17 protein-coding genes are annotated in these 19469 nt (G+C 42.8%); 8 read left to right on the forward strand and 9 right to left on the reverse strand.

Annotation, left to right across the window (positions count from 1 at the left end):
- Nucleotides 1-185 precede the first annotated feature (185 nt).
- The 7 genes from AAEY75_RS08805 to AAEY75_RS08835 all read right to left on the reverse strand — a co-directional run bounded on the left by AAEY75_RS08805 (nt 186) and on the right by AAEY75_RS08835 (nt 7923).
- The gene (locus tag AAEY75_RS08805) at nt 186-1001 is read right to left on the reverse strand and encodes a phosphodiester glycosidase family protein (RefSeq protein WP_197217666.1); all 816 of its coding nucleotides are present in this window, start codon (nt 999-1001) and stop codon (nt 186-188) included.
- Nucleotides 1002-1073: 72 nt separating this feature from the next.
- On the reverse strand, nt 1074-2888 hold the full coding sequence (locus AAEY75_RS08810) for an FMN-binding glutamate synthase family protein (protein WP_197217668.1): 1815 nt from the start codon (nt 2886-2888) through the stop codon (nt 1074-1076).
- A 204-nt stretch (nt 2889-3092) separates the two neighbouring features.
- Nucleotides 3093-4217 (reverse strand): RNA 3'-terminal phosphate cyclase, encoded by a 1125-nt coding sequence (rtcA, locus tag AAEY75_RS08815; protein WP_352259375.1) that lies wholly within the window; start codon nt 4215-4217, stop codon nt 3093-3095.
- 182 nt (nt 4218-4399) lie between these two features.
- Entirely contained in the window at nt 4400-4624 is a 225-nt protein-coding gene (locus AAEY75_RS08820; protein ID WP_194197284.1) for a hypothetical protein, read from the reverse strand.
- Nucleotides 4625-5083: 459 nt separating this feature from the next.
- On the reverse strand, nt 5084-5542 hold the full coding sequence (locus AAEY75_RS08825) for a DIP1984 family protein (protein WP_352259376.1): 459 nt from the start codon (nt 5540-5542) through the stop codon (nt 5084-5086).
- Between the two features lie 14 nt (nt 5543-5556).
- Nucleotides 5557-6630 carry a hypothetical protein gene (locus tag AAEY75_RS08830; protein ID WP_352259377.1) on the reverse strand — a complete coding sequence of 358 codons (1074 nt, stop codon included), beginning with the start codon at nt 6628-6630 and terminating at the stop codon, nt 5557-5559.
- Between the two features lie 60 nt (nt 6631-6690).
- Nucleotides 6691-7923 carry an RtcB family protein gene (locus AAEY75_RS08835; RefSeq protein WP_352259378.1) on the reverse strand — a complete coding sequence of 411 codons (1233 nt, stop codon included), beginning with the start codon at nt 7921-7923 and terminating at the stop codon, nt 6691-6693.
- A 296-nt stretch (nt 7924-8219) separates the two neighbouring features.
- Here AAEY75_RS08835 and rtcR point away from each other — a divergent pair, with 296 nt between their 5' ends.
- The 4 genes from rtcR to AAEY75_RS08855 all read left to right on the forward strand — a co-directional run bounded on the left by rtcR (nt 8220) and on the right by AAEY75_RS08855 (nt 11908).
- The gene (rtcR, locus tag AAEY75_RS08840) at nt 8220-9890 is read left to right on the forward strand and encodes an RNA repair transcriptional activator RtcR (protein WP_352259379.1); all 1671 of its coding nucleotides are present in this window, start codon (nt 8220-8222) and stop codon (nt 9888-9890) included.
- Nucleotides 9891-9942: 52 nt separating this feature from the next.
- Nucleotides 9943-10461, forward strand: coding sequence for a WG repeat-containing protein (locus tag AAEY75_RS08845; protein ID WP_352259380.1), 519 nt, complete (start codon nt 9943-9945; stop codon nt 10459-10461).
- A gap of 3 nt (nt 10462-10464) precedes the next feature.
- The gene (locus AAEY75_RS08850; RefSeq protein WP_352259381.1) at nt 10465-11007 is read left to right on the forward strand and encodes a WG repeat-containing protein; all 543 of its coding nucleotides are present in this window, start codon (nt 10465-10467) and stop codon (nt 11005-11007) included.
- Nucleotides 11008-11164: 157 nt separating this feature from the next.
- Nucleotides 11165-11908, forward strand: coding sequence for a ubiquinone/menaquinone biosynthesis methyltransferase (locus tag AAEY75_RS08855; RefSeq protein ID WP_352259382.1), 744 nt, complete (start codon nt 11165-11167; stop codon nt 11906-11908).
- Between the two features lie 42 nt (nt 11909-11950).
- Here AAEY75_RS08855 and AAEY75_RS08860 read toward each other — a convergent pair whose 3' ends face one another.
- Complete coding sequence (locus AAEY75_RS08860) at nt 11951-12778, reverse strand: IclR family transcriptional regulator (RefSeq protein WP_352259383.1); 828 nt, start codon at nt 12776-12778, stop codon at nt 11951-11953.
- Nucleotides 12779-12954: 176 nt separating this feature from the next.
- On the opposite strand from AAEY75_RS08860, the gene AAEY75_RS08865 reads away from it, so the two are divergent.
- The 3 genes from AAEY75_RS08865 (at nt 12955) to AAEY75_RS08875 (ending at nt 16729) form a co-directional block, all read left to right on the forward strand.
- Entirely contained in the window at nt 12955-14139 is a 1185-nt protein-coding gene (locus tag AAEY75_RS08865) for an acyl-CoA dehydrogenase (protein WP_352259384.1), read from the forward strand.
- Between the two features lie 188 nt (nt 14140-14327).
- A complete protein-coding gene (locus tag AAEY75_RS08870) occupies nt 14328-15536 on the forward strand; it encodes a CaiB/BaiF CoA transferase family protein (RefSeq protein ID WP_352259385.1) in 1209 nt (402 codons plus the stop codon).
- Between the two features lie 146 nt (nt 15537-15682).
- The gene (locus AAEY75_RS08875; protein WP_352259386.1) at nt 15683-16729 is read left to right on the forward strand and encodes a histone deacetylase family protein; all 1047 of its coding nucleotides are present in this window, start codon (nt 15683-15685) and stop codon (nt 16727-16729) included.
- 85 nt (nt 16730-16814) lie between these two features.
- Here the strand turns inward: AAEY75_RS08875 and AAEY75_RS08880 are convergent, their stop codons facing one another.
- Nucleotides 16815-17579 (reverse strand): IclR family transcriptional regulator, encoded by a 765-nt coding sequence (locus AAEY75_RS08880; protein WP_201550558.1) that lies wholly within the window; start codon nt 17577-17579, stop codon nt 16815-16817.
- A gap of 217 nt (nt 17580-17796) precedes the next feature.
- Between AAEY75_RS08880 and AAEY75_RS08885 the strand changes: the two genes are divergently transcribed.
- The gene (locus AAEY75_RS08885) at nt 17797-19296 is read left to right on the forward strand and encodes an NAD-dependent succinate-semialdehyde dehydrogenase (protein ID WP_201551906.1); all 1500 of its coding nucleotides are present in this window, start codon (nt 17797-17799) and stop codon (nt 19294-19296) included.
- Nucleotides 19297-19469 lie beyond the last annotated feature (173 nt).

Raw genomic sequence — 19469 nt, forward strand, 5'->3', positions numbered from 1 at the left:
GTACTATTTGTACAATCTGCAGTCGGCTGTCTTGTACCCATTTTAGAGTTCTTTGCCTATAATATTAAAAATAAACGTTTATAAAAAAGCACTTAGCGTGAAATAATCATGCTAAGTGCTTTTTGTGCAATGTAATATGAGAAGAGGTAAGGAGTTGGGCATTAATATTGAAATGTAGATGCGTATTACTCTTTATTTTCAACCACACCAATCATCACACCCATCTCTTTTTTATCATGCTTATCAATGCTAGGTGCATATAATGCCGATGCAATTCCGCCATCTAAAAACAGTGCATTCGGGCAGCTTAAGTTGTCTTTAAATAGGGATGCAAATTGATAAAACGTGACGGGTTCATCGCTATTCACAAACTGTATGCTGCCATCATCACACACGCCTGCACCATTACGAATCTTAAGTGAGGTGCTATCAGGTTTGAACTGTGGATGTATCTCATTATTGATGACCAGCATAGGGCCTGATTGGGTGGCATACCAAGGCTGCGCTTTATCCTCTGTAAGTAACTCATTTAAGGCATTACTTCCTGTAATCTGTACCTTCCCAGACTTATCCCACCACATGACCCCATTGGGTAGCAGGTGAAAATTACCGCCGCCTTCGTTGAGGTTTAATGCACGAACTTCTTTACCTTCAATGATGGTGTAGCCAATCGGTGCATAGTCTTTATTGTACATACCCGCATTCATGGCAAAGCTAAGCGCTTGATTGCTTGGTAATGTCGACATCAAATTATCAAAAGTTAGCAAGGGCTGATCACTCTCAGACTGTTGCCAAAACAACTTTAATGAGTAACGGCCATCAATCAATGCTTCCGCTTTAATACGACAGGCACTATAAGAAAAAGGGGCATCCTGAGACTGGCACGACCAGTTTTCTGTGTCGCTATGAGTGGCAGTAGTATCTATCGGCTGGCAAGCGCTGATACTAAATGAGAGCAGGGCGACTGTGCATAAAGGTAAAGTATGAGAAAAACTTGGCATTAATTATGGGTCTTTTATCATAAGGAAAGAGATATCAGTGGTCATGGCTCACCGATGATGAATCGCTAATGCTTACTCACTGTTAGGTGGAAAGTCGCGAAAGGTATTATTGACATTGCCCATCATGATACCAGTAGTATTATTGTTTGCTTGATCGTTTGTTGCTTGATCGCCCGCTTTTAAAGTTGGCGCTTGCGTTTGTTTGCCTGTATCTCGCGAGTCCTTATTGTAGGCAATCAATGCGTCATTATCGGCAAGGAAGCTATCCGCTGTCGACATCACCCACATCTGATTAAACACGTCTGCACGGGCACTTTGATCAAGTAATGCACCTCTATCGGTGAAATAAAAGAACTTCGATAACAGTTTGATTTGTCCATCTTCTAAACGACGCGCAATATGGTAAGGCTGTAGCTGGCTTGGATGCTGTAAACCGACTGCGCCTACGATACTAGCAAGTGATTTTAGCGTATTCTTATGGAAGCTTGCAACGCGCTCGGCTTTACTTGGGACATCAAGCGCTTTTTGGCGATAAGGATCTTGAGTCGCTACACCGGTCGGGCAAGTGTTGGTATGACAAGAGCGCGACTGGATACAACCGACGGCAAACATAAAGCCACGTGCCGAGTTACACCAGTCTGCACCCAAGGCAATCATACGAGCAATATCAAAGCCAGAGACGATTTTGCCACTTACGCCTAGTCTAACCTTGTCACGAATACCTGCGCCAACTAAGGTGTTATGAACCAACAAAAACCCATCAACCATTGGCATACCGACATTGTCCATAAACTCGACAGGTGCCGCACCTGTACCACCCTCAGCACCATCAATGACGATAAAATCAGGATAGTTATCCATCTCAATCATGGCTTTGACAATCGCCATAAACTGCCATGGCTGACCAATACAAAGTTTGAAGCCAACAGGTTTGCCACCAGATAGTTCACGTAACTGCTGCCAAAACGCCACGAGCTCACGCGGGGTACTAAAAGCGGTATGTGAAGAGGGTGAAATGCAATCTTGACCAAGCGGTACTTGACGCGTGTCAGCAATCTCTTGGGTGATTTTCTCCGCTGGTAGCACGCCGCCTTTACCCGGCTTAGCGCCTTGCGATAGCTTTATCTCGATCATTTTGACTTGCGGATCAACGGCTTTTTCTGCAAAAGACTGTGCATCAAAATCGCCATTGGCATCGCGGCAACCGAAATAACCCGTACCCAATTCCCAAATCAAATCGCCACCGAACTTACGATGATGAGGGCTGATAGCACCTTCACCTGTGTCATGCGTAAAGCCGCCTATTTTAGCACCTTGATTGAGTGCCATAATAGCGTTGGCAGACAAGCTACCAAAGCTCATCGCTGAGATATTGAATACCGACATCTCATGCGGCTGCTGACAACGTTCACCACCAACCATGATTTTAAAGTCTTTATTCTCTAGAGGTTGGCTGACCGCTGATTGTAAAAACCACTCTTTGCCATGCGCATATAGGTCATCTAGCGTACCAAACGCATTGGTATCACTGACGTTCTTAGCACGCTGATAGACCAAAGCACGCTGCTGGCGCGAAAACGGTACTTGTTCTTTATCATCCTCGAGCAAGTATTGACGAATCTCAGGGCGAAAGTCTTCCAACACATAGCGGACATGACCTGCGATAGGGTAGTTATTTAAGATGGCATGCTTGGATTGAATGACATCGTAAATGCCCAAAGCTACCCCAAATCCACCAATGAGAATCAGCCACCAGTTCAGCAATAATAACCCTGCTAAAAACAGAAAAACGGCTGCGGCAAAGGTGCTGTAGCGCAACAGTACACCGATTAAATAGGGCGAATTACTTTTTGGTTCGGGATTTAGATTGGTACGAGATTGGGGCATAGCGAGGCTCGGTAATAAAACATGGAAATTAAAAAACGCGGTAATTATATATAACAGATAAAAAGAATATGTCTCAAGCATCAATACGTATGATGTTGAGAGCAAATAATATTTATCTTAACTTATAATTAACGCGCATATTGTACGGTTATGATATCACGGCTTAGCGATAATTGAGTAAGGTATGATTGTGCCATGACTTTCTCAACAAATCACTCGTACCAAAGTTTTCTGCTCATCAATCGCCTCAAACTTAATGTCAACGGGCAAAAACTGTTCAATTAACCATGCTTGGGTTTCGGTATGTTGGCTGATGACTCGAGCGGTAAACTCGCCACCACCAGATAATGCCAGTGGCAATAGCAACTGGTCTGTTAAGTACTCATCAACCAGCGCATTGGTTTTAAAGAGATAACGTTTAACCAAGCCTGCTAGTCGATTGCCTATTTTCTCAGCTGACGTGCGTTTTTCGCCCAGTAGCGTAAATATTTCGTGATGCAGATGATCGCCAAAATTATGAGTGACTTGTGCATAGCAAGTATTGCCTTCACCGATACCGTCTAGCTTATTGGCTTTGGTGGTAATAAGTGCGCCATCTACTCCGCTTTCAAGCAGTACGGATTTAGCGCTGGCAAGTTCACGTTTGCCAATGTCATATTCTAAATTTAGGACACTGGCTACTAATGCGATATTTGTTAACGCTCCACGTTCGGTTAGGTGTAGTGGCTTGGAATCAGCACGGCGCATAAACGGTGTAATGGTTGCTTTAATCACGCCGCCACCAATGGGCGCAAAGCCTGCTTGCACACATTTAATATCAATTTGCATGCCTAATTTCGTTAAAGCAGGGACGAATGCGTGTTGCAAAAAGTCCGTGGTTGGCGCTAATGGATTATGCGTACCGCCTTTTATACTCACGGTTGAATGAACGTTTTGATCTGTATTGGCAAAAAGCAGGGCAGGGAGTAGCGTTTGTAACACAAGACTGGTACTGCCAGCTGAACCAATATTAAAGTTATAGTCACCTGATTTGATAACATTAGGGGCAAAGCGAAACGATGTGCTGCCCAACGCTGCACCTGTCACAGCGGCATTTGATATTTGCTGCGAGGCTTGTACGCACATCAGGTGTTGACGCATCAACCCAGGTTTGGCTCGCCCAGCGCGGATATTGGTCATTTCGATGGGTATGCCTGTCAGCATCGATAATGAGAGAGCGGTACGAATGATTTGTCCGCCACCTTCGCCAGTGCTGCCATCTATTTTTAGGGTCGCACGCTTGGTGCTCGCAGTATGGGCACTGGCATTACTGGCGCTTTGGTTGGGCATAAAGCTCATTGGTACACTCTCAAAGTTTAATTTTTTGTAAAGCGGGATATGATTATTTTATCGTGCGTGCTTAAGTTGCTATCAATTATTATCAAATAAAAGAGCCTAAAAAATATGGTATGACGCATATTTTTTAGGCCCTGTTGATCAATCAATCAAAGTTTAGCTTTAGAGATCAACGATTAGCTGTTGAATTTTTTCGCTAATAACTCTTTGATAAATGTTACGACGGCTGCGCTGTGTTCAGAGTTTTTGATCTCATCTAATAGCTCAGCTTTTGACATGCTTTGGTATCTTTGTATGTCTTCGCTGCTGATATTTTTTGCGCTGTCGATCAAGCCTGATAGGCCGTTTTCATCGTTATCACCACCAGTTACGGCGCCTAACATATCGTTCATATTTAACATGGGTATTTCCTCATATAAAAGTCATTATCAAGTTTTTCAATGTGAAAGTGCTTATAAATCTGCGCTGTGGTCACATGCCACGCACATCTTAGTCTACCGTATCTATATTCTTTTAGGGGTATTAAAGTCGCCCTTTTTAGATAACGATTATGCGTCAGGAAGACGAGTTTTAACTAAAATTTCCACATGGCTTATGATCAATGGCTTTAAAAATAAGATTGAAACCGACTGTCAGTGTCTGGTGATAAGGTCTAAATAGTGCTGTGTAACAAGTGACGAGTAGGGGCGTGAATAGTAAAAAAGACGTTTGCCCGCAACGTCAAGTAGCCACTGCAGTATTTGTTCAACCCCCTGTTGTGGAGTGCGGGGTCTTAACACTCGCCCAGTCGGTTCCAAAAGGGTGTTCTATAGTCATTCCACTATAAAAGTAGTCATTTAAAAGTAGTGATTTAAAAGAAACTATTCTGCTAAATCGATTTGCCAGTTATTGGACTGAATCACAATATTGATTTGCCGCAGTTTCATGGCAATATCATCCGCTTGCTTCTGTAAACTAGCGACCGACACCATGACATTATATTTAATCTCACGATGGCTATAACGGTCTGTTTCGGTATGCGTGGCTGATATGGCATCGATCAATAGTTTATGGCGCATCTCTAAGGTATCGCGCTCTACCAACAGCGTTAGCATCGATTGACCTTTATCCGTCTTTGCAATTGCATTGGTACGGTGAATGCGTTCAATTAGGTTTGACCATTCATTGATGATTTGGCTGGCATCAACCATCAATGCATTTGGATCCTCAGATGGCGTATCGCCTTCTTGCACTTTGATATTGGCGTTGATACGGCCCTTAATCTGAGCTAGCTTCTTTTGCATATCGCTACGGATAAGTAGAGCTTCTGCGAGTTTCATTTTTTACTCCGAATTTATTCTTTAAACGACCAATTAGTTTGTGCTAATAACCAATAAAATGGGAATTGGTTATCTAGCTTGCACTTAGAGCATTCAAATTGTTCTTCAATTAGAAGAGATGCAAAATCATCTTTAGCTATAGTGAACTTCGATTGACAATGTACACATATCAGAAATTTATCAAACATTTTCTGTATATTATTCATTACCTTTGACTCTTCTTGATTTTTGTATAGAGACTCGAATACTCCATAACTTGTCATAATTAGATGATTGACCGTTTTTTCATTGAGATTATGTACTTTATCAAAGCAAGCCAAACTAACTTGTGACATATAGAACATTAAATATGGTAGTCCATCTTCTAGAAAGTTAAAATAGAAATCATCATCTGCATTTTCAAATATAAAATTAAAAGATAAGTCTTCAGTCTTTAGTAGTTTACCCATTGAAGTTGTCAAATGAGTTGCTCTTTGCCAAGTAGGTTCAAAACCGTTTTCATGTTGCTTAGAGTAGATAAAGTTCCAGATCAGCTCTTCGTCAAAGGTGTCTTTTGTATGCAGTTTTGAAATGGCTTTCGCAATAATTTCTTTTTTCTCTTCACTACTAGGTAGTTTAAAGCTTTTGAAATTATCTGATTCAAATCTTTTAATAAAGTCATCTTCATCAGCTAAGATCCATGAAAGTAAGAATAAGTTTTCTTTAAATGGTTTTCTAAATAGAGAAAATCCTACTGAAAACTTTCTCTTCTCAATGCTCGTCATCGCTTCATACAGAAAATGCAACATATCTGATGCAAGGGCTAAAACTAAATGACCTAGCAAATGCTTCTTATATAACTCAAATGTGTTTTCGTTATCTCTAAGCATATCTAGTAAATTTTTACCTTCAAATTTATCCTCTAATCCTTCTGTGTTTATTACTTCTTCAATAGCATCTTTGACGGTGTTATGTATACCAGCTTGCTCATATTGGACTAAAGTACTTACAACGGAATCATGTAAATAAAAACAAAATTCATGTGCTAAATAATAATTCTCAGGCAAAAGTGCTAAACGCTCAGGGGATAAGTAGTTGATTGTTTTCATTGATAATTCCATATCGTTTATATTAAAAGGTTATGCTAAAAGTAAATATTTCGAAGTAAATTAGCCCTTAACACACACCACCTGACGCAAGGTATGTACCACTTCTACCAAATCACTTTGCGCTTGCATCACATCATCAATATTTTTATAAGCCGCTGGAATCTCATCAATCACATCCGCGTCCTTTCGGCATTCTACGCCCGCAGTCTGTGCAATTTGATCGGCGACCGTAAATACCTTTTTGGCTTCGGTACGTGACATGATACGACCTGCACCATGCGAGCAAGAGCAAAACGATTCTTCGTTTCCTTTACCGCGCACGATGAACGATTTGGCACCCATTGACCCCGGAATGATGCCGTACTCACCAACGCGAGCCCGTACTGCGCCTTTGCGGGTCACAAATACTTCCTCGCCATAATGTTGCTCTTTTTCCACATAGTTATGATGACAGTTCACCGCTTTTACGGCTGCATCAAAAGGCTTAGGTATGATGTGGCGTAGCGCTTTGATGGCTTTTTCCATCATGATTTCGCGGTTTTTAAAGGCAAAACGCTGCGCCCAACCAACCGCAAACCAATAATCATCGAAATGCTCTGTACCCTCGGCAAAGTAGGCCAAATCTTTATCTGGCAAGTTGATAAACCACTTGCGCATGTCCTCACGTGCCAGCTCAATAAAGTAGCGACCAATAGCATTACCCACACCGCGTGAGCCTGAGTGCAGCATGATCCAAACTTGATTGGTTTCATCAAGGCACACCTCGACGAAATGATTCCCCGTACCCAGCGTACCCAAATGATTAAGGTTATTGGTATTTTTTAGGCGAGGGTGCTTTTGGGTTATATAATTAAAGTCATCAACCAGCGTTCCCCAACCGTTCATTACGGTATCATCAGGGTTTGCCCATGCGCCGACATCGCGGCGTGACCCGCGACCACGCGTTTTACTACGACCATGTGGAATGGCTTTTTCTAGTTCGGTACGCAGACCAAGCAAGCTATCTGGCAAATCGTTTGCGGTTAGGGTGGTTTGTACAGCCATCATTCCGCAGCCAATATCGACGCCAACTGCCGCTGGAATAATCGCTTCTTTGGTTGGCAATACCGTACCGATAGTCGCGCCAATACCGACATGCACATCGGGCATCACCGCAAGCCATTTATATACAAAAGGCATTTTTGAGGCTTTGATCAATTGGTCGTGCGCTTTTGGATCAACAGGCACGCCCTTGGTCCAAAGTCTAATCGGCGTTCCACCGTCTTGAATGATGTTATGAGTGGTTGGTTGCATGTCGTTGTCCTTAGCAGTGCAAAGTTTGTTTATTATGAAAGATGATGCTTACTTTATATAATGCTAAGGGCGTGCCAAGTTTTTGATATACTCAAAATATAATCGTAAGTATTTGATATTAATGCTTTAAATAATATTATTTTTATACATCTAAAGTAGGTTAGTGAAAATATTGAAAAATAAATTTATAAAATATTCTATTAATATAGTATTTATTCTATATATTAATATTTTTATCCTATAACGCTCATACTAAATTTTCGTACATGCACCAATATTTTGGATGATTGAACCTTATGTCTAACAAAACAGCCGTCATCGGCTTCCTTGGCACTACTTTAGATAATGGCTTTAATGATAAGCGTTGGCAAAGATGGCGTCCAACAGTGAGTCTAGGGTTGCATGATGAGCTGCTCGTTGATGAGCTGCATATCTTATATAGCAAGCGCGATAAGCGCCTATTTAAAATCATTGTCGATGACGTGGCACAAGTTAGTCCGAACACTACCGTTATTGGTCATCATGTGGCATTGATTAGTCCGTGGGATTTTGCAGACGTTTATGCTGAGCTGTATGACTTTGCTGCAGGGTTTGATTTTCAGGATAGTACCGATTACTTGCTGCATCTGACCACAGGTACGCACGTTGCGCAGATTTGCTGGTTTTTATTGGTAGAAGCAGGCTTTATACCTGCTGACTTGATTCAGACTTCTCCTTGCCCAAGACCTGACCAAGCCGATCCGCAAGGGCGCTATCAAGTGATTGATTTGGACGTCTCGCGCTATGATGGCTTGCGTGAACGTTTTGAAGCAGAAAAACAGCAACATTGGCAAACCTTGCAAGCCAATCTAGTCACTCAAAATGCCGCTTATCAAAAGCTCATCTCCGATATCGAAAAGGTCGCCACCCGCTCAACTGCACCCATACTATTGATGGGCGCAACAGGGGCGGGCAAGTCGCAACTGGCAGGCCAAATTTACGCGCTCAAAAAAGCGAAAGCTATCAGCACGCAAGGCAAAAACACGCTTGAACAATTCGTCGAGGTCAACTGCGCCACGCTGCGTGGTGACACTGCCATGAGTGTGTTATTTGGTCATGTCAAGGGGGCATTTACGGGCGCTGCGACGAGTCGAGATGGGCTGCTAAAATCAGCTGATGGTGGATTGTTGTTTTTAGATGAAATCGGTGAGTTGGGGCTTGATGAGCAAGCGATGCTATTAACCGCACTGGAGGAGCAGCGCTTTTATCCGCTCGGTAGTGATACGCCGATTAGCGTGTCGTTTCAGCTAATGGCAGGCACCAATAAAGACTTGCGGCAAGCGGTCGCTAATGGCGAGTTTCGGGCAGATTTATTTGCGCGTCTTAATACATGGACGTTCTTTCTGCCATCACTCAAAGATAGGTTGGAAGATTTACCAGCCAATATCGATTATGAGCTAGCGCGCTTGGGTAGCGAACAACAGCAGCAGTATCGATTTACGTCAGAAGCAAGGCAGTTGTATGAAGCTTTTGCGATGAGTGCGGATGCGACATGGCAAGGGAACTTTCGTGATTTGACCGCCAGTATGATTCGTCTGACCACGCTGGCTGAAAGTAAAGTGATTCGCAATGATGATGTGCAAGCGGAGATTGAACGCTTAACGCATCTTTGGGAATTGCCTGACGGCTTGAATGGCTTGAATAGTTTAAGTAAGGAAAGTGCTACTTTAGATAGCGAAAACGTTGAGCAGGGTAGCTATAATATTTTAATAAAATATCTCGATGAAGACATGCTGACAACTATTGATCCGTTTGATGCGGTGCAACTGGCGTATGTGATTGAGATCTGTATTAATCATAAAAACCAAGCGGCGGCTGGGCGCTATCTATATGCGAGTTCGCGCGATAAGCTAAAAAGCCCGAATGATAGCGATAGATTGCGTAAATATCTGCTGAAATTTGGGCTGAGGTTTGATGAGCTAAGTTGAGGCTCTACAACTTTTTTGCTGATGCAATACTGAAATAAAAAGGAATTTAGGCATGTTAGGTATGAAAGGTATCAAATTATTAATGCTATTAGCATTGAGTTATAGCCATTTTTCTTATGCTAGTATGGAAGTTGAGTATTGTAAATACCCACCTTTTGAGTCCAATCAATATACTATCAAACTTTGTATGCAAGACAGTATGTCTGTCGTTGAACGTGTTCCATATTGGGGAGCAGTAGATCTAAATGGTGTTGAAGTTATTCCAACTCAATACGATTTGATTGATTCGTTTTCAGAGGGTTTAGCAATCGTATATGACTTTGGGACTGGAAAAAAAGCTTATATTAATAAGAAGGGTGAATTTATCACTGATTATATATTTGATAATGCAACAGATTTTTCTGAAGGCTTAGGAGCTGTATATAAAGGAAATCAGCAAGTATTATTTGATCCTGGCAGCGGAGTCTCTGGTTTTATTAATGCTCAAGGTAAACTACAAATTCCTATGGTGTACCAATTTGCGTTTAGTTTTAAAGAAGGATTTGCACCAGTCATACGTGATGGCAAATGAGGTATGATTGACAAAAATAATAATATTCATATACCTTTTATTTATGAAAGTTTAGGGCATTATGACAGCGGTAGAGTACCCGTAGAAATTAATAGTAAGTCTGGTTATTTGGATTTAGCAGGCAAAGTTGCCGTGCCATTTATCTACGATCAAGTTAATGACTTTCAAGATGGTGTAGCTATCGTAAAACACGACAATAAATATGCCTTAATTGATACTTCTGGTAAGCAGATTACAGACTTTATTTATGACGAGATAGAAAAGTTTTTTGAAGGCGTTGCTAGGGTAGAGGTTGATGGTAAATACGGTTTTATTAATGCAGTAGGCGAGCTGATTATTCCAATTGAATATGAAGGCGCAAGTATCTCTTTTGAAGGCCTGATCGCCGTTGAGAAAGATGATAAATGGGGAAGCATTGATCAGGATGGACAATTGGTTATTCCCTATCAGTATGATAGCTCTTTCACGTTTTATTCTGGAAAAGCCTCCGTTCATATCGATAATGACTATTTTTATATAGACCATGCCGGTAATCGATTGAACTAATAAGTTTGAATTCTATATAAAAAAGAAACTAAGATGCTATCTGTCTTACCCGAGCTATGGTCACAAAATTGCTTGTAATGCTATTTATAAAAATAGCAAAAACTTATAAGCCGTAATTATATTCTCAACTTAACCCTACCCAAAGCGCAGCCAATCTATGAATAACTCTGCTAATTTTACCCCGAATGATGACGATGTATTTGGTCGTATTGCCAATCGCTACGATAGTCTGTGTGACTTATTTAGTTTAGGCATTCATAGGCTGTGGAAACGTAGAGTGGCGCAGATTATTGCTAATGCCTCTTGGCAGAATTTATTGGATGTTGCCTCAGGCACTGGTGATATCGTCTATCGGATTTTGCAGCAGCGCCTAGCTGATAACAATCTGCCTAATAACGCTATCGATAGCTCTCATCAAATTATTATCTCAGATATTAGCTTGCAAATGCTCGATAAGGCTAAGGAAAAAGTAGCTGATTATAGTGCCAACACTGTTTTTATGCAGCTTGATGCAGAAAACATGCGGCAGATTGCTAGCGCTAGCCAAGACGTAGTGTCTATCTCCTTAGGACTAAAAATATGTGACAGGCATAAAGCCTTGCACGAGGCTTATCGAGTATTAAGATCTGGAGGTAGGCTAGTTATTTTAGAGGCCTCCAATATTCCTCTAAATTGGCTGCATAAATTGTATTTAGGCTACATGTCAGTAGTGATGCCACTCATTGGTTGGCTAGCCACTAGTGGCGATAGCTCAGCGTATCAGTATTTACTTAAAGGAGTAAAGGATTTCCCGAGTGCAGAAAATTTAGCGCAAGAGATCAGTAATATTGGTTTTAGTAAGGTTGGCTTTGAAAGATTAAGTTTTGGTATTGTCGCCATTCATACGGCGCACAAATCTTAAGCTACGCAAAGCTTTATTATCTATAAATAATTAAGGCCAGTATTAAACCCCACCACCAATCCGCTCAGCCAATGCCTGCAATTTTGGCACTATCATGGCAGCATAGTCATCCGCTTCCCAGTTGGCACTTGGCACACTGGCATTGAGCGAGTAGGTATATTGCCCAGTCGCGACATCAAACACGCCAATGGCTACCGCCAATATATCAGTAGAGAATTCCCCATCAGACACGGTATAACCATATTTCTCATAATGCTCTGCCGCACTGGCTAGGGCAGTTTGTGCATGGTTATAATTTTCGGTAGATAATTGTTCTTGTAAATTACTATCAATCACAGCCTGTCTCGCCTGTGAGCTTGCCGCATAAAAAGCCCGTCCAATGGCAGTGCGTGCAACAGGTACGGCGGAGCCAACCTGTAAGTTGACCGATAGGCGTGCAGGGCTACGGCAGCAGGCGTGATAGCGCATCTCTCCTTCGACTTCGGTCGCCAAATTCACTGATACTTCATTCTCACTAGCAAACTGTCGCAGTAAAGGCTCAGCCGCTGCGACCATATCGTGGCGACTCCACGCGGTCGCACTTAGACGTACCGCACTACTGCCCAATTGATACTGTCCGTGCTCAGTGACACGTAAAAACCCAAGCATGGTTAAGGTATGGATAAGGCGAGTAATGGTTGCCTTTGGCAGATCTGTCATCTGACACAATTGCTGATGAGTGAGCCTATCATCATGTTCAAATGCTGCGAGTATCGTCAGTCCACGACCCAGTGCTGTGACGAACTGCCGATCATTATCTTCCTTGCTTTGCTCAAGCGTGGTCGTCATTCGTTCCAATAGCGGAGTAGCTGTTGATAAGGGTTTTGTCATTTTATACTCATCTTTTTTGGATAAAGGTTTACAGCGCGGCGAAAGTTTGCTTAAATGGTTTTAAATTATGAAACTAAGTTTCGCACAGCGGAATTATTAAGTCAATAACCTATTATCTAAACCTATCTATTAATCACAATTCGTCAGTCAGGATGACTGATACCAAGGAGATCTACATGGCAACATCTACCAGCCCACGCTTTGATTGGGAAGATCCTTTCTTATTACGTGACCAGCTCACTGAAGAAGAACGCATGGTCACCGACAGCGCCCGTCAGTTTTTTCAAAAAGAGCTGATGCCTGGCATTGTTGAGGCCAATCGCAACGAGAATTTTGATCGTGATATCATGCGTCAAATGGGTGAAATGGGTCTGCTTGGTGTCACGATTGAGGGCTATGGTTGTGCAGGTCTATCAAGTGTCGCCTATGGTCTGATTGCCAAGGAAGTGGAAGCCGTTGATTCGGGCTACCGTTCAGCGATGAGCGTACAGTCAAGTTTGGTTATGCATCCTATTTGGGCGTACGGTACTGAAGAGCAGAGAGAGCGTTATTTGCCTAAGCTTGCTTCGGGTGAGTATGTAGGTTGCTTCGGTCTGACTGAGCCAGATTCAGGATCTGATCCTTCATCGATGTCGACGCGTGCACGCGCTGTGGATGGCGGTTATGAGTTGACTGGCAATAAAATGTGGATCACCAACAGTCCTATCGCTGATGTATTTGTCGTATGGGCAAAAGACGATGCTGGCGAGATTCGCGGTTTTGTTTTAGACAAAGGCATGAAAGGATTATCTGCGCCGAAAATCGAAGGTAAGTTCTCATTACGTGCATCAGTCACGGGTGAGATTGTCATGGACAAAGTATTCGTTCCTGAAGCCAATGCTTTCCCAGATATCCGTGGTCTAAAAGGACCATTTGGCTGCTTAAATAAAGCCCGTTATGGTATCGCTTGGGGCTCGATGGGTGCGGCTGAATTCTGCTGGAAAGCCGCCCGTCAATACACGCTTGATCGTAAGCAGTTTGGTCGTCCGCTAGCGGCAACGCAGCTGGTACAGTTGAAGCTGGCTAATATGCAGACTGAAATCACGTTAGGTCTACAAGCGGCGCTACGCGTGGGTCGTTTGATGGATGAGGACAATGCAGCACCTGAGATGATCTCACTCATTAAACGTAATAACTGCGGTAAGGCACTGGATATCGCTCGTATCGCTCGTGATATGCATGGCGGTAACGGTATCTCTGATGAATTCCATATCATTCGTCACGTGATGAACTTAGAGGCTGTTAACACTTATGAAGGGACGCATGATATCCACGCGCTTATCTTAGGCCGTGCGCAGACTGGCATTCAAGCGTTCTTTTAAGCGTTCTTAGCTAATAGTTTTTGGTACAACTGTATTTTATGACGTATGTTACTGCTTAGCTTTTTATCAAAAGAGCATTAACAGTAGCGTACGTTTTTCAGTTGTTCTTCATGATTTAACGGTTAAATAGCTAAATCATGAAGAACAATTTTATGATTGAAAAATACGCAACACAATAAGGGAATATTATGACTGATATGGCTAAAATGCCAGAGGGCGCATTGCATGGTATCAAGGTGCTTGATTTGTCGAGAGTGCTGGCTGGCCCTTCTTGTACTCAAGTACTTGCTGATCTTGGTGCCGAAGTCATCAAGGTTGAGCGTCCTCATATCGGTGATGAAACGCGTCATTGGGCACCGCCAACATTTAGCGATGACACCTCCGCTTATTACGCTACCATTAACCGCAATAAAAAATCGCTGACAGTTGATATCACTACGGCAACAGGGCAGACAATCATTAAGCAGCTAATCGCTGAGAGTGATATTTTGGTTGAGAACTTCAAAGTCGGTGGTCTGAAAAAATACGGTTTAGATTATGACAGTCTAAAGCAAGACAATCCGCGGCTGATCTATGCATCATTGACGGGGTTTGGGCAGACAGGACCAGATGCAAAGCGCCCCGGTTATGATTATATTATCCAAGGATTGTCAGGGCTGATGAGTATCACGGGTCCTAGTGATGGCGAACCGCACAAAGTTGGCGTGGCAGTCGTCGATTTGTTTGCAGGTTTGCAGCTAACGATAGGTATACAAGCGGCACTGCTGGCACGTCAAAATACTGGACTTGGACAACATGTCGATGTGGCATTGCTTGATAGTGCACTTGCCATGCTAGCCAATGTCGGTATGAACCATTTGGCTTCAGATAAGATACCGCCAAGACTGGGCAATCAGCATCCTAATATCGTGCCGTATCAAGTATTTGTGGGCGAGGGCGAGCAGCATTTTATTTTAGCCTGTGGTAATGACAGTCAGTTTGCCAAACTGTGTGACGTGCTCGCAGTCGATTGGCATATGGATGAACGTTTTACGACCAATCCTAACCGTGTTGCTAATCGCGAGCTACTGTGCAGCGATCTGACTAAGCATTTTGCCAAGCAACCACGTACTTATTGGTTAGAAGTTTTAGATCAAGCAGGTATTCCATGCGGTGCGATTCATAACGTAGCTGAGGCCTTGGCCATGCCGCAAGCGCAAGCACGTGAGATGATCGTTAATTTCACCGAGCAAGGCAGTCCAGTCAGAGCACTTGGCAATCCTATTAAGTTGTCCGCATCACCGGTCACTTACCGTACGCCACCACCACAATTGAGCGAACATACTGACAGTACGCTTGCTGGTTTGGGCTATGACAGCGAGATGATCGCCAAGCTCAAAGCCGATGGTATTGTTTAAAGTAGCGTCGGCAGCCGTATATTTACAATGAAAAATGATAAAAATAATAGCTAGGAACTGGAGTTTCTTAAACAAAGCAACGTTAAGTAAAGCAGTAACACAACAAATAATGTAAAACCAGTAGTGTCAAACAAGGAATGTTGAGCATGAAAATATACAGCCATGAAAACCTAAGTCTGCATAGACCGTTACCTTATTTTTCTTATGGAAAGATGCATGAGCCGTTAGAAATACCAGAACGTATGGTCGAGTTTTTAAAAGCGCCAGTGGCTTTGGGTCTAGAGATCACTACTGCCACCGATATCGGCATCGCGCCAATACTGGCGGTTCATGACTTTGGTTATGTCGAGTTTCTCAAGCATGGCTATGACGAATGGATGGCAGTTGAGGAAAACTTGGGCGCGCAGGTGCAAACGGGGATTTTTATGCCGTATGACAATCCGGGTATTGGAATCATGGCAAAAGCAGCTAAGTATCAGGCAGATGACAGTGCGCCCATCAGCGAGCATTCTTGGACGTCTATCTATTGGTCTGCGCAAACGGCACTCAATGCGGCTGAAGCACTGTTAAATGATGAGAAGTCAGAGACAGAGCGTGCTGACAGTCATATACAGCTTTGCTTTTCACGGCCGCCTGGTCATCATGCTCGAAAAAGCGCAGCGGGTGGATTTTGTTATCTGAATAACGCTGCCATCATCGCTGAACATCTACGCCAGAAATATGCAAAAATTGCCATTATCGATACGGATATGCACCATGGACAGGGTATTCAAGAAATATTCTATGACCGTAAAGACGTGCTTTATACTTCAGTACATGGCGACCCCGTTAACTTTTATCCAGCAGTGACTGGCCATGCATTTGAAAAAGGTATAGGCGAGGGCGAAGGCTATAATATTAATTTCCCGATGCCACATGGCACCGATGAAGCGGGATTTTTTGAGTATGTTGATAAGTCTATCGAGGCAATGATCCTATTTGACCCTGATATTATCGTTCATGTTTTGGGGTTTGATGTTTATGAAAATGACCCAGAAGCGAGATGCGCCGTGAGTACGGAAGGCTTCAAGGTGTTGGCACAAAGGATGAAAGCGCTAAACAAGCCATTGATTGTCTTGGTTGAAGGTGGCTATTATATTCAAAAGCTCAATGATAATTTGCAAGCATTTTTATCAGGGTTTATTGCAGAGTAGCGCTAATATAGCTAAAAACTCAGTAGTAATGGGGAGCAAGAAAATTGGTTACAGGGTTCGTCGTAACAGACCCTGCATCTACTGCTTATGAATGAGTAATTAACCCCAAACGCTGCTCAATTTGCTCTGCCAACTCAATTAAGACCGCACTCACTTCCTCGCGTTTGCTTTCATACTCTCCTTGTAAAAAACTCACCGCCATACCAGCAATCGCAACACCTGATGCATTACGAATATAGGTCCCTAAGCAATACATGCCATCACGTAATTGCCCATCATCCAATGAGATGCGGCTACTATTGATCTTGGTCATTTCAGTTGCCAATGACTCAAAGTCAGACACACAGTTGTGGTTCAATGGCTCAGGAAATACATCCTCATACAGTGATTTTATGGTGTTCATCGACATGGTTGAGAGCATGGCTTTACCCGTGGCAGAGAAAACTGCAGGCACACGCACACCCGCACGGAAAGTAAAGCCGAGCGGGGCGGGTGATTCATGGCACGCCAAAAATACCACTTCTCCCAAGTCCAGTTTTGACAACGTCACCGTATGTTGGAGTAGCACAGGATATTGCGTAATAAGGTCTTTAAATAACTGGATGACGCCTTGCTGCTGCTCGTACTTGCCCGCCCAATACATTAGATACGAGCCTAAATGAAAGCGATTATCAACGTCTTTATAGATGACATGTTTGGTTAGCAGACTTTGCAAGATATTGTGGGTTGAGCTACGAGGTAGCTCAAGTTGCTTAGCAATATGAGCAGCAGTTAATGGTTGAGGGCTATCTGTAATTAAATCTAAAATCTGAAACGTTTTGTCCAAGGCTGGAACGGCAGTTGTGCTCATAAAGTAACCAAAAAGTGAAGTGAGGGAAACATAATTAGGATAATAGCAAAAATTTCAATTAAAAAAGGAATAAGGGTTGCAAAGTGTCTCGTATCATTCCTATAATGATGTCTCACATATGGAATTGTTGTACAGTATATTGAACAATAAGTCGTTTATCAATAACTGTTTTACTCCTCTATCAAGTGGTCATCTTATTAAGAGTTATAAATTGGCAATGAGCTTGCCGACAAGGAGCATTACTATGACAAAGCCCACAGCAAATATAAAACTATCTAATCCAGACTTGCTTAAACAACAGTGTCTAACCAAAGACGGTTGGCATGGTTCTAGCGATGCCGCGACCCTCGATGTAACCAACCCTTTTAATGATGAACTCATTGGTACAGTGCCAAGCCTTACCACCGAAGACGTCAATGACGCTGTTGCCTATTCTCATGAAGCGCAAATTGTTTGGGCAGCCAAGACTGCAAAAGAGCGTTCAGAGCTGTTGCAAAAATGGGCAGACCTAATCGATGCTAACAAAGAAGATCTCGCTATCATTATGACGGCTGAGCAAGGTAAGCCCTTGACTGAATCACGCGGCGAAATTGGTTATGCCAATAGCTTCATTCGCTGGTTTGCAGAAGAAGGTAAGCGCGTCTATGGCGACGTAATTCCTGCCAATAGCACACAGTTACGTCATGTCGTGCTCAAGCAGCCAGTCGGTGTTTGCGCTGCTATTACGCCTTGGAACTTTCCAGCAGCGATGATTACCCGTAAAGCCGCTCCTGCATTGGCAGCTGGCTGTACGATTATTATCAAACCTGCGACTGAAACGCCGTTTTCTGCATTGGCACTGGGTGCATTAGCAGAAGAAGCGGGTATTCCAGCAGGTGTTATACAGGTAGTGACTGGAAAATCTTCGGTGATTGGTGAAATTCTAACGGGTGATGCACGTATTCATAAGCTGTCATTTACAGGTTCTACAGAAGTGGGTCGTACGTTGATGGCTCAGTGTGCACCAACCATCAAAAAACTGTCGTTAGAATTGGGTGGTAATGCCCCATTTATCGTTTTTGATGATGCGGATCTTGAAAAAGCAGCGGCAGGTCTTATTGCGTCTAAATACCGCAATGCTGGTCAGACTTGTGTTTGTGCCAACCGTGTCTATGTTCAAGACAGTATCAAAGATGAGTTTTTAGACATCTTTGTCAAAAAAGTAGCTGAGCTAAACGTTGGTAACGGTATGGATGAAGGTGTCGATATTGGACCTCTCATCAATAAAAAAGCCCTAGATAAAGTACAAGCGCTACTCAAAGATGCATTAGATAAAGGTGCAAAGCTTATCACTGGCGGTAGCACTAACGGTGCCTCAGAGCTGGCATACAATCCGACCGTTATTACGGATATCAGTAGTGATATGGATATCGCTTCTGAGGAAATTTTTGGCCCTATCGCTACCATCTTTACCTTCAAAGACGAAGCAGAAGTTATTCGTGCTGCTAATGACACTATCTATGGCTTAGCGGCTTATTTCTACAGTAGTGATTATGCTCGCTCATGGCGTGTGACGGAAGGCTTGGAGTACGGCATCATCGGTCACAACACTGGTTTGATTTCTACAGAAGTAGCACCGTTTGGTGGTGTGAAGCAATCAGGCTTTGGTCGTGAAGGCTCAAAATATGGCATCGAAGATTACGTAGTAACCAAGTACTGGTGTTCTGACGTTAGCTAATATAGTCATTCCACTATATTGAATCGATTATATTGAATCGATTATATTGAATCGACTATATAACGATCACTAAAATGTAATACCCATTTTAATGGTAGCCATTGTGATGGTACTAAAGATACTAGTACCAATTGCAATGACATCGATAGTAATACTATTGATAGTAATGAATT

The organism is Psychrobacter sp. TB55-MNA-CIBAN-0194 (genome assembly GCF_040309505.1).
GTDB classification, from domain to species: domain Bacteria; phylum Pseudomonadota; class Gammaproteobacteria; order Pseudomonadales; family Moraxellaceae; genus Psychrobacter; species Psychrobacter fozii.